11 protein-coding genes, 1 tRNA gene and 1 pseudogene are annotated in these 16,908 nt (G+C 58.1%); 8 read left to right on the plus strand and 5 right to left on the minus strand.

Features of this window, described 5'->3' with window-relative positions; all coding sequences use genetic code 11:
• Positions 1 to 387: 387 nt before the first annotated feature.
• Positions 388 to 603, minus strand: a complete 216-nt coding sequence (locus tag ACFZCE_RS08950) for a hypothetical protein (RefSeq protein WP_390938099.1) — start codon at positions 601 to 603, stop codon at positions 388 to 390.
• A gap of 109 nt (positions 604 to 712) precedes the next feature.
• Here ACFZCE_RS08950 and ACFZCE_RS08955 point away from each other — a divergent pair, with 109 nt between their 5' ends.
• On the plus strand, positions 713 to 1,009 hold the full coding sequence (locus tag ACFZCE_RS08955; RefSeq protein WP_390938101.1) for a helix-turn-helix domain-containing protein: 297 nt from the start codon (positions 713 to 715) through the stop codon (positions 1,007 to 1,009).
• Between the two features lie 599 nt (positions 1,010 to 1,608).
• Here ACFZCE_RS08955 and ACFZCE_RS08960 read toward each other — a convergent pair.
• From ACFZCE_RS08960 to ACFZCE_RS08975, 4 genes and pseudogenes are all read right to left on the minus strand, one after another.
• A complete protein-coding gene (locus tag ACFZCE_RS08960) occupies positions 1,609 to 3,462 on the minus strand; it encodes an AAA family ATPase (protein ID WP_390938102.1) in 1,854 nt (617 codons plus the stop codon).
• A gap of 638 nt (positions 3,463 to 4,100) precedes the next feature.
• The gene (locus tag ACFZCE_RS08965) at positions 4,101 to 5,726 is read right to left on the minus strand and encodes a TIGR04141 family sporadically distributed protein (RefSeq protein ID WP_390938104.1); all 1,626 of its coding nucleotides are present in this window, start codon (positions 5,724 to 5,726) and stop codon (positions 4,101 to 4,103) included.
• A gap of 1,347 nt (positions 5,727 to 7,073) precedes the next feature.
• Positions 7,074 to 8,401: pseudogene (locus tag ACFZCE_RS08970) on the minus strand (tyrosine-type recombinase/integrase).
• Between the two features lie 164 nt (positions 8,402 to 8,565).
• Positions 8,566 to 8,641: transfer RNA gene (locus tag ACFZCE_RS08975), tRNA-Thr, on the minus strand.
• Positions 8,642 to 8,834: 193 nt separating this feature from the next.
• Between ACFZCE_RS08975 and ACFZCE_RS08980 the strand changes: the two genes are divergently transcribed.
• Genes ACFZCE_RS08980 through ACFZCE_RS09010 form a run of 7 tightly spaced genes read left to right on the plus strand, consistent with a single transcriptional unit; the run spans position 8,835 to position 16,907 of the window.
• Positions 8,835 to 9,617, plus strand: a complete 783-nt coding sequence (locus ACFZCE_RS08980) for a molecular chaperone (RefSeq protein WP_390938106.1) — start codon at positions 8,835 to 8,837, stop codon at positions 9,615 to 9,617.
• 9 nt (positions 9,618 to 9,626) lie between these two features.
• Positions 9,627 to 10,088, plus strand: coding sequence for a CS1 type fimbrial major subunit (locus ACFZCE_RS08985; protein WP_390938108.1), 462 nt, complete (start codon positions 9,627 to 9,629; stop codon positions 10,086 to 10,088).
• A gap of 52 nt (positions 10,089 to 10,140) precedes the next feature.
• Positions 10,141 to 12,660: a CS1-pili formation C-terminal domain-containing protein gene (locus tag ACFZCE_RS08990; protein ID WP_390938110.1), complete on the plus strand. Its 2,520-nt coding sequence runs from the start codon at positions 10,141 to 10,143 to the stop codon at positions 12,658 to 12,660.
• Entirely contained in the window at positions 12,657 to 13,808 is a 1,152-nt protein-coding gene (locus ACFZCE_RS08995) for a hypothetical protein (RefSeq protein ID WP_390938112.1), read from the plus strand. Before ACFZCE_RS08990 ends, ACFZCE_RS08995 begins: the two co-directional genes overlap by 4 nt.
• 11 nt (positions 13,809 to 13,819) lie before the next feature.
• The gene (locus tag ACFZCE_RS09000; protein WP_390938114.1) at positions 13,820 to 15,004 is read left to right on the plus strand and encodes a hypothetical protein; all 1,185 of its coding nucleotides are present in this window, start codon (positions 13,820 to 13,822) and stop codon (positions 15,002 to 15,004) included.
• Positions 15,001 to 15,753: a molecular chaperone gene (locus ACFZCE_RS09005; RefSeq protein WP_390938116.1), complete on the plus strand. Its 753-nt coding sequence runs from the start codon at positions 15,001 to 15,003 to the stop codon at positions 15,751 to 15,753. Before ACFZCE_RS09000 ends, ACFZCE_RS09005 begins: the two co-directional genes overlap by 4 nt.
• Positions 15,750 to 16,907: a hypothetical protein gene (locus ACFZCE_RS09010; protein WP_390938118.1), complete on the plus strand. Its 1,158-nt coding sequence runs from the start codon at positions 15,750 to 15,752 to the stop codon at positions 16,905 to 16,907. Before ACFZCE_RS09005 ends, ACFZCE_RS09010 begins: the two co-directional genes overlap by 4 nt.
• Position 16,908 lies beyond the last annotated feature (1 nt).

Genomic DNA, 16,908 nt, shown 5'->3' on the forward strand with positions numbered 1-16,908 from the left:
GTCGTATAGGGCTGATTTTGTGCATGCCCTGCCTGGCCCATCGCCCGGCACAGCCGGCCTCTCAGGGGGCGTGTATTGCCCATTATATCAATGGCTTACACATATCTGGTGGGAGGCCGGCTGTGCCGGGCGATGGGCCAGTCAGGCCATGCGCTCGGTAAAACCACGGGAGAAGTCAGGGCCTTTCACCCTCAATTCAGCGCTTTGATTGCTTAAGTGAACAGCATCATGGCTGTGCCGGGCGAAGCGGCCCGAAGCCATGCGCTGAATGCCAAAACACAGATTTACCCCACCTGGGGCTACCGTTGCCCTTAAACCAAAAGCCGCCGGGTTACGCTGCCCCCCAATAATGCCCAATGCGCGGCGGCAACCCGGCAGAACAGCCAATCACCGCCACCCCTCCAACTGCTCCAGAGCAACCGCTAGCTTGCGCTGCAACGGTTCGAGCAAACAGCGCACCTGCTCCAGGCTGGCGGTTTGGTCATGCGCAGCATCCAGCAGGGTTAAGAGCATTGCGAGCCCATCATTGGCCTCTGCAGCCTGGATGACCGCGGCTTCGATGCAGCGCAGGTGGTGTGGCGGGGCGGCGGTGTTTGCCTTCACGGTCATTTCTCCTGGGGGCAGGCCCCTCGGCATACACTATTGGCTAAGTAATTCTTAGTACCAAGCTTATCCGAATCTAAGAATCTCTTAGCCTTTTGGCGGCTAGAAAATGACCACATTCTGTAAACGGCTCAAGGAAGCGCGGCTGGCCGCGGGGTTGTCTCAGGAGCGGTTGGGCATCGAGGCGGGTATCGAGCCGGCTTCGGCGAGCGCGCGGATGAACCAGTATGAGACGGGCAAGCATGTGCCCAACCCGGCGACGGTGCAGCAGGTGGCGGCGGTGTTGCGGTTGCCGGCGGCGTATTTCTATTGTGATGAGGATGATTTGGCGCGGATGTTGGTGTTGTTTTATCGGTTGCCGGGGGAGCGGCGGCGGGAGGTTTTGGTGGGGTTGGAGGGGGGGTAGGGTTTGGGTTGCGGGGCGGGGTGATTGGATGAGGGTGGCGGTGGTCCGGCGGGGGCTATTGGGCCGGCATTGCATGCTGCGGGTGGTTGTGACCAGAGGGCTGATGAGCTCGGGGGCAGGGATGAGGATTGGGAGCTCTACGCGGTAGTGCGTGAGCGTTTGGCTGTGCCTCAGCGTGTGGTGGTTTCGTTGGAGGAGTTGTAGGGGTGGTGTAGTAGTGACCGGTAAGACCTATTCAAGGGCAGGGATATTAGGGCGGTCGTTGCCCCAGTATGGTGTTGGTTTCATGGTGGCACCAGACGTACGGTCACAGCCGCTTGGGGTAGTATTTCCGGCTGCCTGGAATTCTGTGGAAAATTAAGCGTATCTCAAAAAGTCACTATAAATCGTTTGGCTGGTCATGGCTTTCTGTGGAATCGAATTCGGGATTTCTTGGCTTGTTCAGCTGCACGGCGTCGCCTGATAAAGCGATATATAGTCGGTGCTTAAGTAGGATCTGTGAGTGCCCGCCACCACAATCGATGGTGACAGGCACTAAGCGTATAAACCAGGTAATCTGTTTCAGATGCTCATGCGAGAATATAAGAGAAATTTGAATTCTAACATAATGTGCTCTCGACGACTTTGATTACATCATCTCCACGTCTAATGTACATTGGGAAGCCGCTGACGTTAAGAATTTTGCTTTGTAGCTTGACTACTAGCCTGTCATGTTCGATGGATAAATCAAAAATCCCAGACTTTTCTCTGAGTATCGTTTTTGAGAGGATTTTTATTTCTTGTGTTGTTGTGCCGGAATTAAGCTTAGCCATCGCAGGTGCTGCAATGGATAACAGTAAGTCACGTAATGATTCTGCTTCGCTAATTTGGTCAGCCAGAGACGCAAACTTAATGCATCTAACCATTTCAGGGAAGTTTTCATAAATATCTTTACTGCCGAGAGTGTCGAGGTGAGAAATTTCATCAACGGCAGCGCTTGGTTTTCCTTCCGAGGTAAGTCGATCTGCATGCTTGTAATAAGACTCTACCGCACCTTTTCGCAAGATGAAGCATCCCGCCAGTTCTAGTAGGTCGAGTATTGCTTCGATTCGACGTTTTATTGTGGTCCACTCTGCTCCTGATTTAAGCTCATTTAACTTGCTGTCATCAATTTCAAATAATGAGCAAAAGCACGCTCGTTTTTTTGCTTGTGCGTCACCAATGTCTTTTCTGTTAATCCAATAAGGATGACTAATTGCGATGGCAGAAATGTCATCCCAGGACCTGATCACTAGATTGCAGAAATCATTGTACACAGTAGTAGCAAGCTGCGTGGCCGACTTAGCTCCAGTGCCGGTTGCTTTTCGATTAGCCTCTTCGCAGTCCTTGAGGAAATAATTTGTAAGATCTAAGCCGTCAGCGAAAGCATCTGCATCTGCTAAAACTATTGGCGTCTTTCCTAAGAGTTTCATGAATTTCGAAACTACAGGCATCTGGCCCGTGCCGATCACTGGTAAGATCTGAGAGCCAGCAGCCTCTAGATGTAGTTCCAGTTTTTGAGAGATGAAACTGCAAAGAAGCATATCTGACGGCCCCTCAACGAGCAGCGGTCTGCGACAGAAAAGTGAAAGCTTGTGCTCTTGGCCCAAACGAGCAACCAAAGTTTTCAGTTTTTGATTTTTTAACTCTTCGGCAGAAGGATCAACTTGGACAGGTGGGAGGCTGAGGTCGTGGCAGAATAGTAATGATAATAGGTCGTCGCACTTTAGTACTCTCAACATTTCTGTTGAGTGGGTAGCTATTACAATTGTTTTTTTGAAACTTCCTTCCGAGGGGTGACCAGACGCCGATATTATTTCATTTAGTAAGAAGGCTTGAAGTTGTGGGTGTAATGAGACTTCAGGTTCGTCGAGTAGCAATGCTCCAACATCATCATCGTATAGGGCGGCCAATATCCCAACTAGGTGAAGTAATCCGGAAGCTTCTCTTCCAGATGAATATGGTTGATCTTCTCCGTCTAATCTCGCAAAGGAAACTTTTAAACTCCCTCCATCCCATTCTATTAATATGTCTCGCTTGAAGAGCTTTCTAAGCCTTTCTTGCACTTTAATAAGTATGTCAGCTCTTTCGGACAGGGTTTGAAAATCTCCCTCTAGGGTCTCAATGTTATGTCGGCGAACAACATCACTCTTGCTTCCAAATTGGGCGTTATTATATGACGGATTGCCGCCATGGTGACCGTTGAAATCTGACCTGTACTGCTCAAGTAATCCCATTCTGCCCGCAGAGAGAAATCTAACTTTTTTGCCTTTGATATGTGGATGTAATGAGTTTTTAAGGGCCCTTAGTAAATGCGTCTTCCCGCTCCCGTTAGGTCCTATTAAAACAGTTAGCCCGCTCTGCAAGGTAATGGACCTATTGTAGTTCCCATTGTGACTTTCAATAGTTACATTTAACTTGATTGGGAATGTCATTTCTCGTCTCTGTTGTCGATGGCAAAGGGTTTAGGGCTGACTATTGTGCTGCCGGTTGTGGGTTAATTTATTGATTTAGTTTTTACTCGCTGGCGCCGTGCCCTTCCGAGCGGCACCATTTGACGAATGCCTACAAACGTTCACAGTCTGCTGTAGCCGTACGATAGTGGCCACTGCCGAACATGTTTTTCTGCGAATGTGGGCCTTGTCTAACAACAGAAAGTATGGAGGTAGTCGCGTGAGGGCGCCTTTTAAAGAGCCCCATAGGCGAGAGTTGGCTCGCGTACGTGGTGGCGATAATGATTTTATCATTGCGGAAACTTTAGATATAGACGCGCTTCGAGCGTTCCAAAGCCGGACAAAAAGATGGCCTCAGAGCGAAGATTTATTTAAGCCACTACCTGAGGGCTTCAAGCTGAGCGATCGCCGAAGGAGACTTTCTCCAAAGTAATAGTGTAGGAGCGCCAGCATCAATTGCTCTCATCAGTATGGTCGCTGACCAAGCTGCTTGCGACTTATTTGCAGCCCCTTATCACGCCTCATAATCAGCGTCGTAGCCCTCATAGGCAAGCAACCGTTTACAGTGTTTACCCGGGCAGCCACGTTGGCTTGATGAGGTGTAAGGGGCTACTTATACATCATGGGGTGGCCTGAGGTTTTTCTATTTTTGACGCGGCTGAAATGGATACAGTATAACCACGCTGGGAAAGATTATCGTAGGCGCGCACTAAATTTACCTTACTAAAAAAAGGTAAGTTATCTTTTACCGTGGTTGGCTCATCTCCAAGTATTAAAAATACTACCTCGTAATCCGAACTCTTAAAATTATCAATTGGTACGAGGTCTCGAGCGGCATTACCGAACGTGCCAAGAACTTTTCTGGCTGATTTTCTAAAGTCACGGTCTCCGAGCAATATTTCTGCAGCGACACTGTCTTGAGCAAAAAGATGACTCAATCCGGCTGAACCACCTTTTCGATGCTTTACATGGATAAACTGTTTTGCTGATGTGAGCAGGTCGCATAGCTCAACGGAGCTTGTTGATTTGTTACTTTTAATAAGTTTTTTATCTAGTAAGTAATAGCTATGCGCTTGAGCTGCTCTGATGTTATAGTCGCCCTCTGCTTCGATTTTGGATTTATTGCTTTCTTCCCATGTATGAATTTGCGGGAATCGAAGAGGTGAAACGGCGATCTGCGTCAAGCTTGCATTCGTTCTTCCCATGAACGAGTTGTCAATTTCATACCACGTGCCACCAAAAATTATTGTGGTTTTGTTTGCTTCAGCGACTTCGTAGTATATGCATTTGTAAATCGAGTGACTAAACTCGTTGTCGTGTATGTCAAAAACGTGTAGCTGGTCCCGTTTAATTGATTCGATAGAGACCTTAGAAGCGTCGACATTAGCCAAGTATAGGTCGGTGGAAATTGTGGGCGTTTGATTTGATTTTGTGCGTGTAAAGCTGAACCCTGCGATTGAATCCCATTTTTCAATTTCAGGTAAAGTTAAAACTAAATTTGAGTCGCGAGCTTTAATGGCTGCCAATAGGATAGCATCAAAATGATCTATTTGAGACTTTTCCTTGACTTTTTTGACGTTGTCAACCCATAGAAAGTTAGCTTTGTAGTCATTTTTTTGATATTGAGATTTCAACGTCCTGGCTATATCGGTTAGATCGCCTATCTCCATTTCTATCCCGAAAGAAAACATAGCGTCACCACCCGATATATTCTTAAATTCGACGCCAGTTTTTGGAGTGCCTGTGACCGCTCGCAAAATGTCTTTAGAGATATCGATGCCAAAAACACTTATTTCTGAGTCTCGCGTGGCTTGTGACTTTTTCTGCACAGGCTGATCGTCAAGCGTATGTATGTCAACACTTCGAAGGCTCTCATGGTCAAGAGTATTTAATGCTGTTTTAAGCCCAAAATCTTGGACAAAAAATGATAGATCTACTAAGTGTCTGCCATAACCGAAGGCTATTGCAAATACATCATTATCAACCCTTATGAACAGGACAGCGGAACTGGATTTGTTGCCGATGTCCGCAATGGTTTGTCCTGCAATTTCATCAGCTATGTCTGACCAATTTGGCTTTTTTTCAGTTGCACGCTTTACGTACAACACTCCATTAAGATCAAGGTTTGAAGCGGTCTCATATCCCACTACGTCTTTGTCCGCAGCGAGAAGATCAGCAAAGCCATTGTAGGTGACTTCGGGTTTTTTCAAGAAAATATTCAGATGGCGATATTTTTTCCCTGGCATCGCGACTTCCCTAATCTCAGCGTGATGGCTATTAGCCTTTATTCATTGATACTGCATCAATCTGCAAGATTTTACAACCCCTGTTTAGTCGGCAAACAAGCCAATGGTAGCGGCAGCCTGTGACGGGAATGACTAATTGGTAACTCGGCCTATCGATTTAAAAACTATGGTGGTGTCCTCCGGTGCTGTTTTTATGAAGTCGTGGATGAAGTTAGTTTTCTTGCAATCAAAATGTCGAGTGTCATCTAAAAAGTCAATAATTTAAGTAACTAGCTGAAATATAAGGGTTTCTGTGGTGTATTGGCAAGCCAGCTTGGCCGCGCCTGATATCCATTTTCCAGCCTACAGTGGGTCCGACTGAATCGATTACGAAAATTAACAATACCGGCGCAGTGTTCTCGGGACGGCACAGCTGCCCGTCACAAATTTACTGTGACGTTCAATCAACGCTTTAGAAATAGCCTTTAGCAGTTAGATCTAGGGTAGTCCCACTTCGTCCCGCCAAGAATGTTGAGTGTTATCAGGGATCAAGGCCCCTGCGGCCTGTGGGGTTTGTCCACTAACGCGGGACTGACGGCTCCTTACTTCCAAGAGCTAGGGCATCTCATGATCTGGCCCCCTGAGCACCGTTACCGGTGGGCGGGTGGAGGCTGCGTTGGCTGACGAAACCAGCGCCGCGAGATCCTGAGTCGGGTGAAGGCAGCGATGCGATGACCGGGGCGTGCCTGGCTGTCAGCCAGGTGCAGGCCATTCCGTGGTCTGCGGCACCATCACCTAGGTCGCTGTTGCAGGTGAAATCAGCGTTTGTCACGCCGATTGTCACGAGGAGGATTGCGGCAAAGCCCCGTCATCCGTGGGCTGCAGCAGTGCTTGGCGCGCCCGTCTATTTCCTGGTGAAAGAGACGGGCAAAGGGTGAGTTGGCGCATCTGAAATGGCCAAGCGGTTGGATTGCTGCTGCGTAGTAACCAAAAGGCTCTGCCGCAGCGGCTGATTTACAAGTAGGCCTCCATCACCCGTAGGTGACCGCACGAACTGCCGGACGCGAATCGTGCTTAGGTCGAACCACCCTCACCGGGAGTGACCTTTCAGGTTCTGGCCACATTTGCTGCCAACGGCAGCACGGTGAAGCTTCGTTTTACTGCTGTTGATAACCTTGGTCAACTCGCTGAATTACCTTGAAATCTGAGCCTGTGGATAAATCAGGCGGCGGTGGACATCAGTAGTTGTCCACAGATCGGCGTTGGCTTTTAGCTTTTTAATGTGAGGTCCTTTCAGACAGGGCGGCTTCGCAGCCCTGTCTGAAAGGACCCGACCTTGGAGATATGTGTTGCTCCACCGGCTCGACCTTATCGCCGGTCCACTGATCCACTCGGGCGGTGCATGGCCGCAATGTTATCCCCAGCCGGGTGGGCGAACTCGTACGGCGTCACATGCTCGTTGCGGTTGGCGTCGATGTAATTGCTCCACCACGCCATGATCAGCCGGCGCTGCTCAAGGAATTCCGCTTTGTGGATATAGGCAGCGCGCACGCGGTTGCGCTCCTTGTGGCTCATCTGCCGTTCGATCGCCGCATCTGTCCACAGGCCTGATTCCAGTAGCGCGCTGCACGCCATGGTGCGGAAGCCGTGGCCGCATACCTCTTTCGCAGTGTCGTAGCCAAGGTTGCGCAGTACCCGGTTGATGGTGTTTTCCGAGATGGGCTTCCAGTACTTGCGGTCACCGGGCAGTACCAGTTCGGAAAGCGGTTCATGCTGCGCAGCCGCTCCAGAATCTCACTCACTTGTGGCGACAGCGGGACGATCTGGATATCGCCACTCATTTTGGTGCCGCGTGTGGAGTAGCGCACGCCGTCGATGGGTTTGCGGGTATCGGGGATTTCCCACAGGGCGCGCGGCAGGTCGAACTCATGCTAACGCGCATAGCGCAGTTCGCTGGAGCGTACGAACACGTGCAGCGTGAGCAGCACGGCGAGCTTGGTCAGTTCGCGGCCTTGGTAGTTGTCGAGGCGTTCGAGCAACTCGGGCAGGCGGTTGAGTGAGAGGGCAGGGCGGTGCACCGTGCGCGGCGCGTGGATGGAGCCGGCGAGGTCGAGGGCGGGGTTCTGGTTGATCTGCCGGGCCCGCTTGGCGCCGCGCGTGATGGTGGTCAGGTAGTTCTGCACCCGAAGCGCGACGTCCATGGTGCCGCGCTCTTTGAGCTGCTGGGTGACTTCCAGCAGGTCGTGGGTGTCGAGTTCGGCGATGGGCCGTTGCCCGAGTAGCGGGAATACGTGAGTGCGCAGGCGGCTCATCACGGTCTTGGCGTGGCCCTCGGTCCAGCGCCGGGACATCTCTGCGTGCCATGCCAGTGCTACGGTCTCGAACAGCAGGGCGGCGCGCTGGGCGGCGACCTTGCCGTTTTTCTTCTCTTCCATGGGGTCGAGGTTGTCGAGCAGCAGCGCCTTGGCTTCGTCGCGTTTACGCCTGGCGACGGCCAGCGGCACGATGGGGTAGTTGCAGATGATCAGCGTGCCTTCCTTGCCATTGGGCTTGAAGTAACGCAGTTGCCAGGTTTTCACGCCATTGGGTTTCACAAAGAGGTACATGCCGCCGCCGTCGTACAGCTTCTAGGCGCCTTCGCGTGGTTTGGCGGTACGCCATTGCAGGTCGCTGAGGGGGATCGCTAAACGTGGCATAGGGGTACGGTCTCCGAGTGGCAAAGACGCTGTACCCCAAAGATCGCCCCGCTGATAGGGGATTTTCTTGGAACCCGTCGGAGGGGCCAGGAACGAAAAAACCCGCCAAAGGGCGGGTTTTCGGGGCTTCCAGAGCATTCGGTGGAATGCAGTGGAGCTAAAAGTGGTGCCGGCACCAGGAATCGAACCCGGGACCTACTGATTACAAGTCAGTTGCTCTACCAGCTGAGCTATACCGGCCAAGGGCGCCGATTATAGCGGTTGCCCCAAACCTGTAAACCCTCAATCCACCCCCACCTCCCCGCCCTGTAACAATTTGCAGCCTTTTCAGCGCCATCGTTGCGAAAGTGCCTGCATGGCGCCGCCTGCCAACCCGGAAAAATGCCCCCCATCGCCGCGCTGGTTGCGGCTGGTTTACCGGGAGGCTGCACCGATGAATACCCCGCTGAAGGCCGCGCTGTTGGCCCTGGCTTTATTGCCAGGCATGGCCAGCGCTGCGCCGCAGATCGCCATAGGGGCGATGAACGACTACCTGCGTGCCGACAAGAACGTGACCGTCAAGCGCATCCACAACAAGGGCGACAGCACCGCCTTTGTGCGGGTGCAGGCCTGGGAGTTGATCCGCAAGGCCGATGGCAGCTACGACGAAATCCCCCTCGACAACGCCGACGCCGGTGGCCAGCGCGAGCTGGTGGTCAGCCCGGCGCGGCTGATCATCCCGGCGGCCGGGATGCAAACGGTGCGGCTGTTGTTCACCGGTGATCGCAGCCGTGAGCGGCTGTTCCGCCTGCGCTTCAACCCGGTGCTGCCGGAAACCGGCGACGACTTCCAGCTCAGCGCTGGCGAAACCCAAGCCTACGAGCAATCCCTCAGCGGCAGCGTGCAGCTGCTGGCCGGCTTTGGCTCGCTGCTGTTCGTGCGGCCCACGGCGGTCAAGCACGAGCTGGCGGTGGAAAAGCGCGACGGCGTGCTGCGCCTGCGCAACACCGGCAACGCCACGGCCGTGCTGGACCAATTCCGCCGCTGCGACAGCTCTGGCTACGACTGCGCCATGGCCGAAGTGCACCGCCTGGTGCCGGGCGGCGAGCAAGTGCTGCCCCTCACCGCCGAGCAAACCGTGCTGTTCGAGCACGACCGCGGCGTGAATGGGGTGCAGCCCTACGAGATCAAGGGCACGCCGAGCCCTACCAAGCAAACGGCATTCACTCAACGATAGGAGCAACACATGAAGAAGTACCTTTTGGTTCCTCTGGCCCTGGCGGCCGCCACCCAGTTCGCCTCGGCGGACCCAATCACCCGCCAGATCAAGGTCACCGCGAACATCCCGGCCTCGGTCTTCACCATTCGTGACGAAGGCAACTGGATGAACCAGGAGCAGCGCATGGGCCTGGACGAAAACGGCAACCTGCTGGGCATTCAGCAACGCCTGTATGTGAAATCCAGCGAGCCGCTGACCGCCAAGTTCACCTCGCCGCCAACCATCACCGGCCTGGGCCAGAACATTCCGCTCACGCTGAACATCGGTGGCACCGACGTCAACGCCACCACGCCGACCGAGTTCATCAGCGCGGCGGATGCCGGCAACGGGCGCACCCTCGACGTGGTGCTGGGCGCCGCGCCGGGCCCCTACAAGCCGGCCAACTACTTCGGCTACATGAACGTCGTGTTCGACGTGAAGGCGCCGTAAGCCACCCGCGGGCCTGCGGGCCCGCCTCTTTTTTCTGGATGGGAAACCTGTTGTGTCTGCGAACCCTTCACTGCGGCTGGCCTGCGCCTGCGCGGCCGCCCTCGGCGTGCTCAGCGCCCACGCTACGCCAGGCGCCAGCGCGCCTTTGCCTGACCTGCTGGCGCAGGCGAAAAACCTGCCGGCTGAATTTCGCGACCATTTTTTTGATGTGCCGCTGGCGGTGCGCGTCGACCTCAACGGCCGCTACATGGCCGATGCCATGCTGATGCTCGGGCGCGACAACAGCGTGCAGTTGCTCAAGTACACCAGCGTGGCAGACTCCAAAGTCTCGGCCGAGCGCCGCGACCGCTGGCTCGAAGCCCTTGCCGTGGCAACGCCCTTGGGCGCCTGTACGCAAAAATGCCCTGGGCAACTGCTGGCGCTGGAGTACAGCCTGCAACGCTCGGCGTTGTCGATCCTCACCGCCGAGGCCGAGAACGACGACGGCCAGCCGCGTTACCACAGCCTGCCCGAGCAGGGCAGTGGCCTGCTGCTGCGCAACCGCCTCAACGCCGCCGGCAGCGAGCGCACCCAGTACACCAGCTTCAGCAGCACCGCCACGGCCAACCTCGGGGTGTGGACGGGCGTTGCCGAAGGCCAGCTCGACCGCAGCAAAACCGATTACAACCAAACCGACCGCTACCGCCTGCGCAGCCTGTATGGCGACCACGTGAACGCCGACCGCTTTCTTCGGCTGGGTTACTTCACCCCCAGCGCCCAGGGCTTGAGCCGCCAGCCGCGCACGCTGCTGGGCATGCCCGAAGGCACCCTGGGGGTGATGTACGGCAGCAGCGACACCTTGGCGGTGAGCAACCCGCAGCCCAGCGCCACGCCCATTTACGTAACCCCCAACCGCCCGGCGACCATCGAGCTGTACCGCGATGGCAGCCTGCTTTACAGCCAGCCGGTGCAGCCCGGGCTGCAGGCGCTGGACACGCGCAAACTGCCGGGCGGGATCTACTCAGTGGAAGTGCGGGTGGTCGAGGATGGCCGGGTCACCTCGACCACGGAGGAGTTTGTGTACAAGCCCACCCAATGGCGCGACCTCAGCCAGCGTTGGCGCTACAACGTATATGCCGGCAAGGGCCATGAGTTGGCGAGCAACTGGCAGTACGAGCGCGACGAAGGCCTGAACGCTGGGGTGATCGCCAACTACCTGCTGCACCCGCGGGCGATCCTCGGCATGAGCGCCGAGCACCTGCAGGGCAGCATGCAATATGGCTTGTCGCTGGACTGGACGCTGGCCAGCGCGCTGCGCACCTACGCCAACGTTTACCGTACCCAGGGCCGTGGTGATGGTCTCGATGTGCAGGCGATCTACAGCTACAACGGCGGCAACCTGGTGGCCAGCTACAGCCGCTCATGGATGTACTGGCGCACCTATGACGACCGCCTGCCGGTGTTCTTCAACCCGCGTTACCGGCGGGTGGTGCAGCGCACCGAGCAAAGCGCGCTGAACTGGCAGCACCAGGTCACCCCCAGCGGCACCTTTTCGGCGCGGGTCACCTACGACCAAGGCGCGCAAACCGGCGCTGGGGCCGACGTATCCTGGATACAACGCACCCGCCTGTTCGGCACCGACAGCACCTGGACGCTGTCGCTGTTCGATCGCCCCGGTGGCTACAGCAGCGGCGATGAACGCAACCGCGGCATCGACCTCAGCCTCACCCTGGCCCTCGGCGGCAAGGGCGACTCGCTGTACGGCAGCGTGGGCAACCGCACCGCCCGCGATGGCGGCCGCGAGCAAACCGCCTCGCTGAACTACCAGCATCAGGTCAGCGGGCCGTTCATAGATAGCGTTACCGCCACCCTCAACCAGGACAGCTACGGCGTTGGCGTCGGCGGCCGGGCGACCTTCCAGAACCGCTGGGTGGCCGGCGATGCCTACCTGCAAAGCTCCTCCTACGACGGCGACTGGGGCGGCGGCCTGAACCTCGACAACCTCGTCGCCGTCGGCGGCCAACACGTTGCTACCAGCGGCGACCGGGTGGACTACCGTGCCGGCATGGTGGTCGATGTGGTGAGTGAAGTGGACGACATCGCCCTCACCACCTTCGACGACGGCGGCGCCTCCGGGCGGCTCAAGCCGGGCCGCAACCTGGTACCGCTCACCCCTTACCGCCCCGGCCGGTTGCGCTTCAACGTGCGCGGCGACGGCAGCGAACCGGTGGCGCTGGCGCCGCAGGTGGTGAGCTACCACGTGAACAAGGGCGGCGTGGCCTACCAGAAGGTGTTCGTGCGGCGCACGGTCACGGTGATCGGCCGGCTGCTGGACGACCACGGCCAACCGTTGCCTGGCGCGGTGGTGATGAACCACGCCAGCCGCAGCGTCAGCGAGGCCGATGGTTTCTTCGCGGTCGAGATGGCCCAGGCCACCCCCACCCTGGAGGTGCGCCACGGCAAGCGGCGCTGTTTGGTCACGGTCGACACCGCCCGCGGCGAGCGCGACAACGACCTGTTGCTGATGGGCGACCTGCTGTGCCAGCCCAAAGACGTGGCCGCCACTGCCGGCGCCGAAGGAGGTGATGCATGAAGCGCTTGATGGGTCTGTGCCTGTGCTTGCTGGGGGTGTTCGGCACCTGCGCCACGATGGCCGCCACCGTGCGCCTGGCGTACAACCCGCGAACTGTTGACGCGCTGAAAATCGTCGACGCCCCGTATTCGTCCTATTGCGCGCTCAGGCGCTGTGCGAGCAACGAGGGGTCGCAAACGCTGTTCAAGTACGACCGCACCGTGACCCTGGGTACCCCAGACACCAGCCGGCACTTTTCCATGCAAATGCCAGGGCAGCGTACGCTGCGGTTAACCTCTGGCAGCGCCAGCGTCGAGCTGAAGGTTGAAATGTTTGCCCTGCACTTGCGCCCGTACCCTAGTGCGCAAACCGGCATGGGTGCCAACCCGTTTCAGGGCAACATGGCGGCCGGCTGCAATCAGGATTACTACTACCTGGGTAGTAATTACCTGGGGGTGATCTGGAAGCCAAACTCAGCGGAGAACACCAGCCATTGCCGGATCGACACGGCCTCAATGGCCTACCGGACCTGGACCGCGGACGTAGAAGCCGGGCCCGCCTACCGGTTGTCGATAGCCGGCTACCCGCGCTTGCCAGCGGGGGTATATACCGGGTCGCTGGTGTATCACGTCACCAATGGCGCCGGGCCGGATTTCGACGTAGGCCGTAATTCCAGCGTGCACGACTACAGCTTCACCCTGAACTTCGAGATGACCGTGGAGCGGGACCTCCAGGCAGGGTTCACCGAACCGGTCGACACCCTTGAGCTGCTGCCGGCCGGCGGCTGGGATAGCTGGGCACCGGGTAGCCGGCCGCCCGTGCTGCGCGCCCGCGCGCCGTTCTCCGTCACCACCAATGCGCCGTTTCGCGTCAGTTACCGCTGCGCCACCCTCGCCGATGATGGCCGCTGCGCCCTTGGCACCTTCAGCAACCATACTCGCGCGCCGTTCACCATCACCCTGAACTGGGACAACGCACCGCCGCTGGCCCCCGGCTACCCTGCCGAGGGCCAGCCGAACGGGCAGGGCAGGACCTTCGGCTATGCCGCGTCCATGGGCCGTTACCCGGGGGTGTTCAACTTTGTGATGGATGACTCCAGCCCACTGTTCACCGCACGCGGCAAGCAGTGGTCCGGTGATGTCACGGTCGTGTTCGACACCCAGTTGTGAAGGAAAAACCCATGCCGACCCCTTGGCTCAAACGTATGGCCTGCCTGTTGCCAGTGATACTGGCAAGCGTGCCCTCGGCGGCCGCCACCGTACCGTTGCTGCTCGAATATGCTCCCAGCCAGGCGCGGGAAGCGCTTCGGGTAAGCGTTCGCAACCCCTCTGATTACTGCGGCCAAGAACCCTGCGCGGCCAACGTAGACGCAGCCCGGTTGTTCGATTACAGGCGCATCGCCTGGTTTTACCGGAGCGCGAGCATCTATCTGGGGTTCATGCTGAGGCTGCCAGCACCGCGCACGGTACAGTTGGTATCCGATAGCGGGGCAACCCTGCAACTGAAGTTGACCTTCCTCGGCAGTTACCTGGGGGTCAACACGGATTACCCGCTGCACCCGGCGCTCAACAACAATGTGAACGCCGGCTGCAGCCAGCGGCGAACCCTGGGCGCCCCGCCGGCGATGAAGGTGAACTGGATGCTCGACGCGCCAGGCACCAGCCAGTTGTGCTGGTTTGCGTTGCGCGAGAGCACAGACAACTACACCGTTACCTATAGCAGCGAGCTGGAGGGTATCTATCAGGCCGAGCTGCTGCCGGGGCAACAGCCCGCCAACGGGATGTACCGTGGCCAAGCCTTGTTCACGGTAGGGCAGGAGGGTACAGACTTCCAGGTAGGGCAAATCCGCAACGGTGACGGCTACATCAGCACCTCTAGCGTAGGTTTCGACATCACCCTGACGGTCAACCCAGCGCTGGCCGTGCGCCTGCCCAAGGGCGACGAGGTAAGCCTGATGCCGCCGGGTGGGCAGAGTGAATGGAACCGATGGTCGCAATGGAACCAGGTGCCAACCCACCTTGAAGGGCGAGTGCCGTTCGAGCTCGACAGCAATGGCCCATTCCGCGTCAGTTACCGTTGCGGCACCGTCAGTGCCGATGGCCGCTGCACCTTGACCGGCCAGTACAGTGGCAACCAGCACCCCTATGAGGTCGCGCTGGCGTGGAATACGCCCGTTGAGATTGCCCCCGGCTATACCGAGCAGGGCACGCCGAACGGCAATGGCCGCACGTTTGGCTATGTGCCCACCCTGACCGCCAACCAGGGGGCGTTCAACCTGCGCGTGGAGGATCCCGCCGCCCTGCAAAAGGCCCGCGACCGGCTGTTTAGCGGCACCCTCACGTTGATTTTCGAGGCGGGCCTATGAAGTGCCTGGCCGCGCTGCGCCATTGGGCCGTGGCGGTACTGTGTTGGGCGCCGCTCAGCGCCCAAGCCGGGCCTGACCTTAACCTGGGCGCGCTGTACAGCTACCTGCCGGCCGAGCGCAGCAGCCTGGCCCAGCAGGTAGAGAACTTCGGCGAGCACACCGCCTTCGTGCAATTAGAGTTGGCGGAAATGGCCTTCGGCGCCGACGGCCAACTGGCCGAACTGCCGCTGCCGGCGCAGGGTTTACAGCGTGCACTGCTCGGTACGCCGGCGCAGTTCATCATCCCGGCGAAGGGGTTTCACAGCGTCAGGCTGATTTTCCGTGGCGCCCGTGACCGCGAGCGCTACTTTCGCGTGCGCTATGTGCCGGTGCTACCCGGTGCGGGCAGTGGCTTTACCCTGGCCGAAGATGAAGTGGCGCGCTACCAGGAGGCGCTGGGCGCCGGGGTGCAGGTGCTCAAGGGAATCGGCGCGGTGCTGATCGTGCGGCCGCGCGAGACCCACTATCTCACCCAAATTGAGCCGTCTGCCCAGGGCTTGACCCTGCGCAATGCCGGCAACGCCACGGTGCTGTTGGATAACCTGCGCCAATGTGGCGACCCGGCGCAGCCGTGCGCGCTGGGGCAAAAGCTACACCTGCGCCCCGGCCAGGCGCACACGCTGCTGCCTGGCAACGGCCAGCACTACCGGTTCAACCTGGTCGAGGGCGAAAAAGTGCGCGGAATGCGCTACCCGGAGGAGGGAGCATGAAGTACCTGAGGGGTGGGGGGGCAGCATGTTTGTGGCTGGCACTGGTGTTGGCGCCCTGCCAGGCCGACGTATTCAAGGTATCGATGGGCTACGACCCTACGGCCCCGGGCAACATTCGCCTGTACGGCAAAAGCCGTGGCAACTTCTGCAACAACGACAAGTGCGGCATCAACGAGGATTCCCCTGGGCGCTATTTTTTTGAGTTCGACCGCACCTTGACCTTGGGCTCCACGGCCTGGGCGGATAACTACAGCGTGAAGTTTCCCCCCGCGCAAACGGTCACGTTGCGATCAGGCAGCAACACGGTGGAGGTAACCCTGAGCTTCTACGGCGCCCGCCACTACCTGGTGAGCGTGACCAGCGTTACTCCCAATGCCTTCAGCGGCACCGTGGGCAACGGCTGCAGTTTGATCGCCACCTACCTGCCCAACCAAACAGTTGACTCCCATTGGTACGTAACCGCCCCACAGGCCGGCGCTCAGTGCTTGGTCAACACCAGCAGTACCCGCCGCCAACCGTGGTCGTTCCACGGCTATTTCTACCCGGCCTACCGGCTGGAGATGGCCCGCCCTGCCAACCTGATCCCAGCCGGTATCTACAAGGGCCAGCTGCAGTTCAGCGCCGTGCCCACTGGGGCGGGCGCGCAGGATTTCGCCCTGGGCCAGGGCGCGGCCATCTCGCTGGGCAGCGCGGTGATGGAATTCGAGCTGGAAGTGGGCTACGAGCTGGGGGTGACCTTCCCCGACCCGGCAACCACCATCGCCTTGCAGCCGGCGGGCGGCGGGGTGCCGGAAGGGGCCGAGCCGATGTACGCGCGGGTGCCGTTCGAGCTCAACACCAATGGCTCGTTCCGCGTGGGGTACCGTTGTGGCACCCAGGCCCCGGACCAGCGCTGCGCGTTGAGCGCGCCCGGCACCGCGACGCTGGCGCCGTTCGACATCAAACTGGATTGGGCCGGCGCGCCCAACCTGGCCCCGGGCTACCCGGGCGAAGGCAGGCCCACCGGCACTGGCCGCGAGTGGGGTTACTCGGTCAGCGCGGGGCACTTCAATGGCGCCTTCGCCCTGGCCATGGAAAACACCCGGCCGCTGTACGAGGCGCGGGGCAAGCAGTGGTCCGGTTTCGTCACGTTCATCTTCGATGCCGGCCTTTAGG

Source organism: Pseudomonas sp. NPDC007930, from assembly GCF_042958985.1.
Taxonomy (GTDB): domain Bacteria; phylum Pseudomonadota; class Gammaproteobacteria; order Pseudomonadales; family Pseudomonadaceae; genus Aquipseudomonas.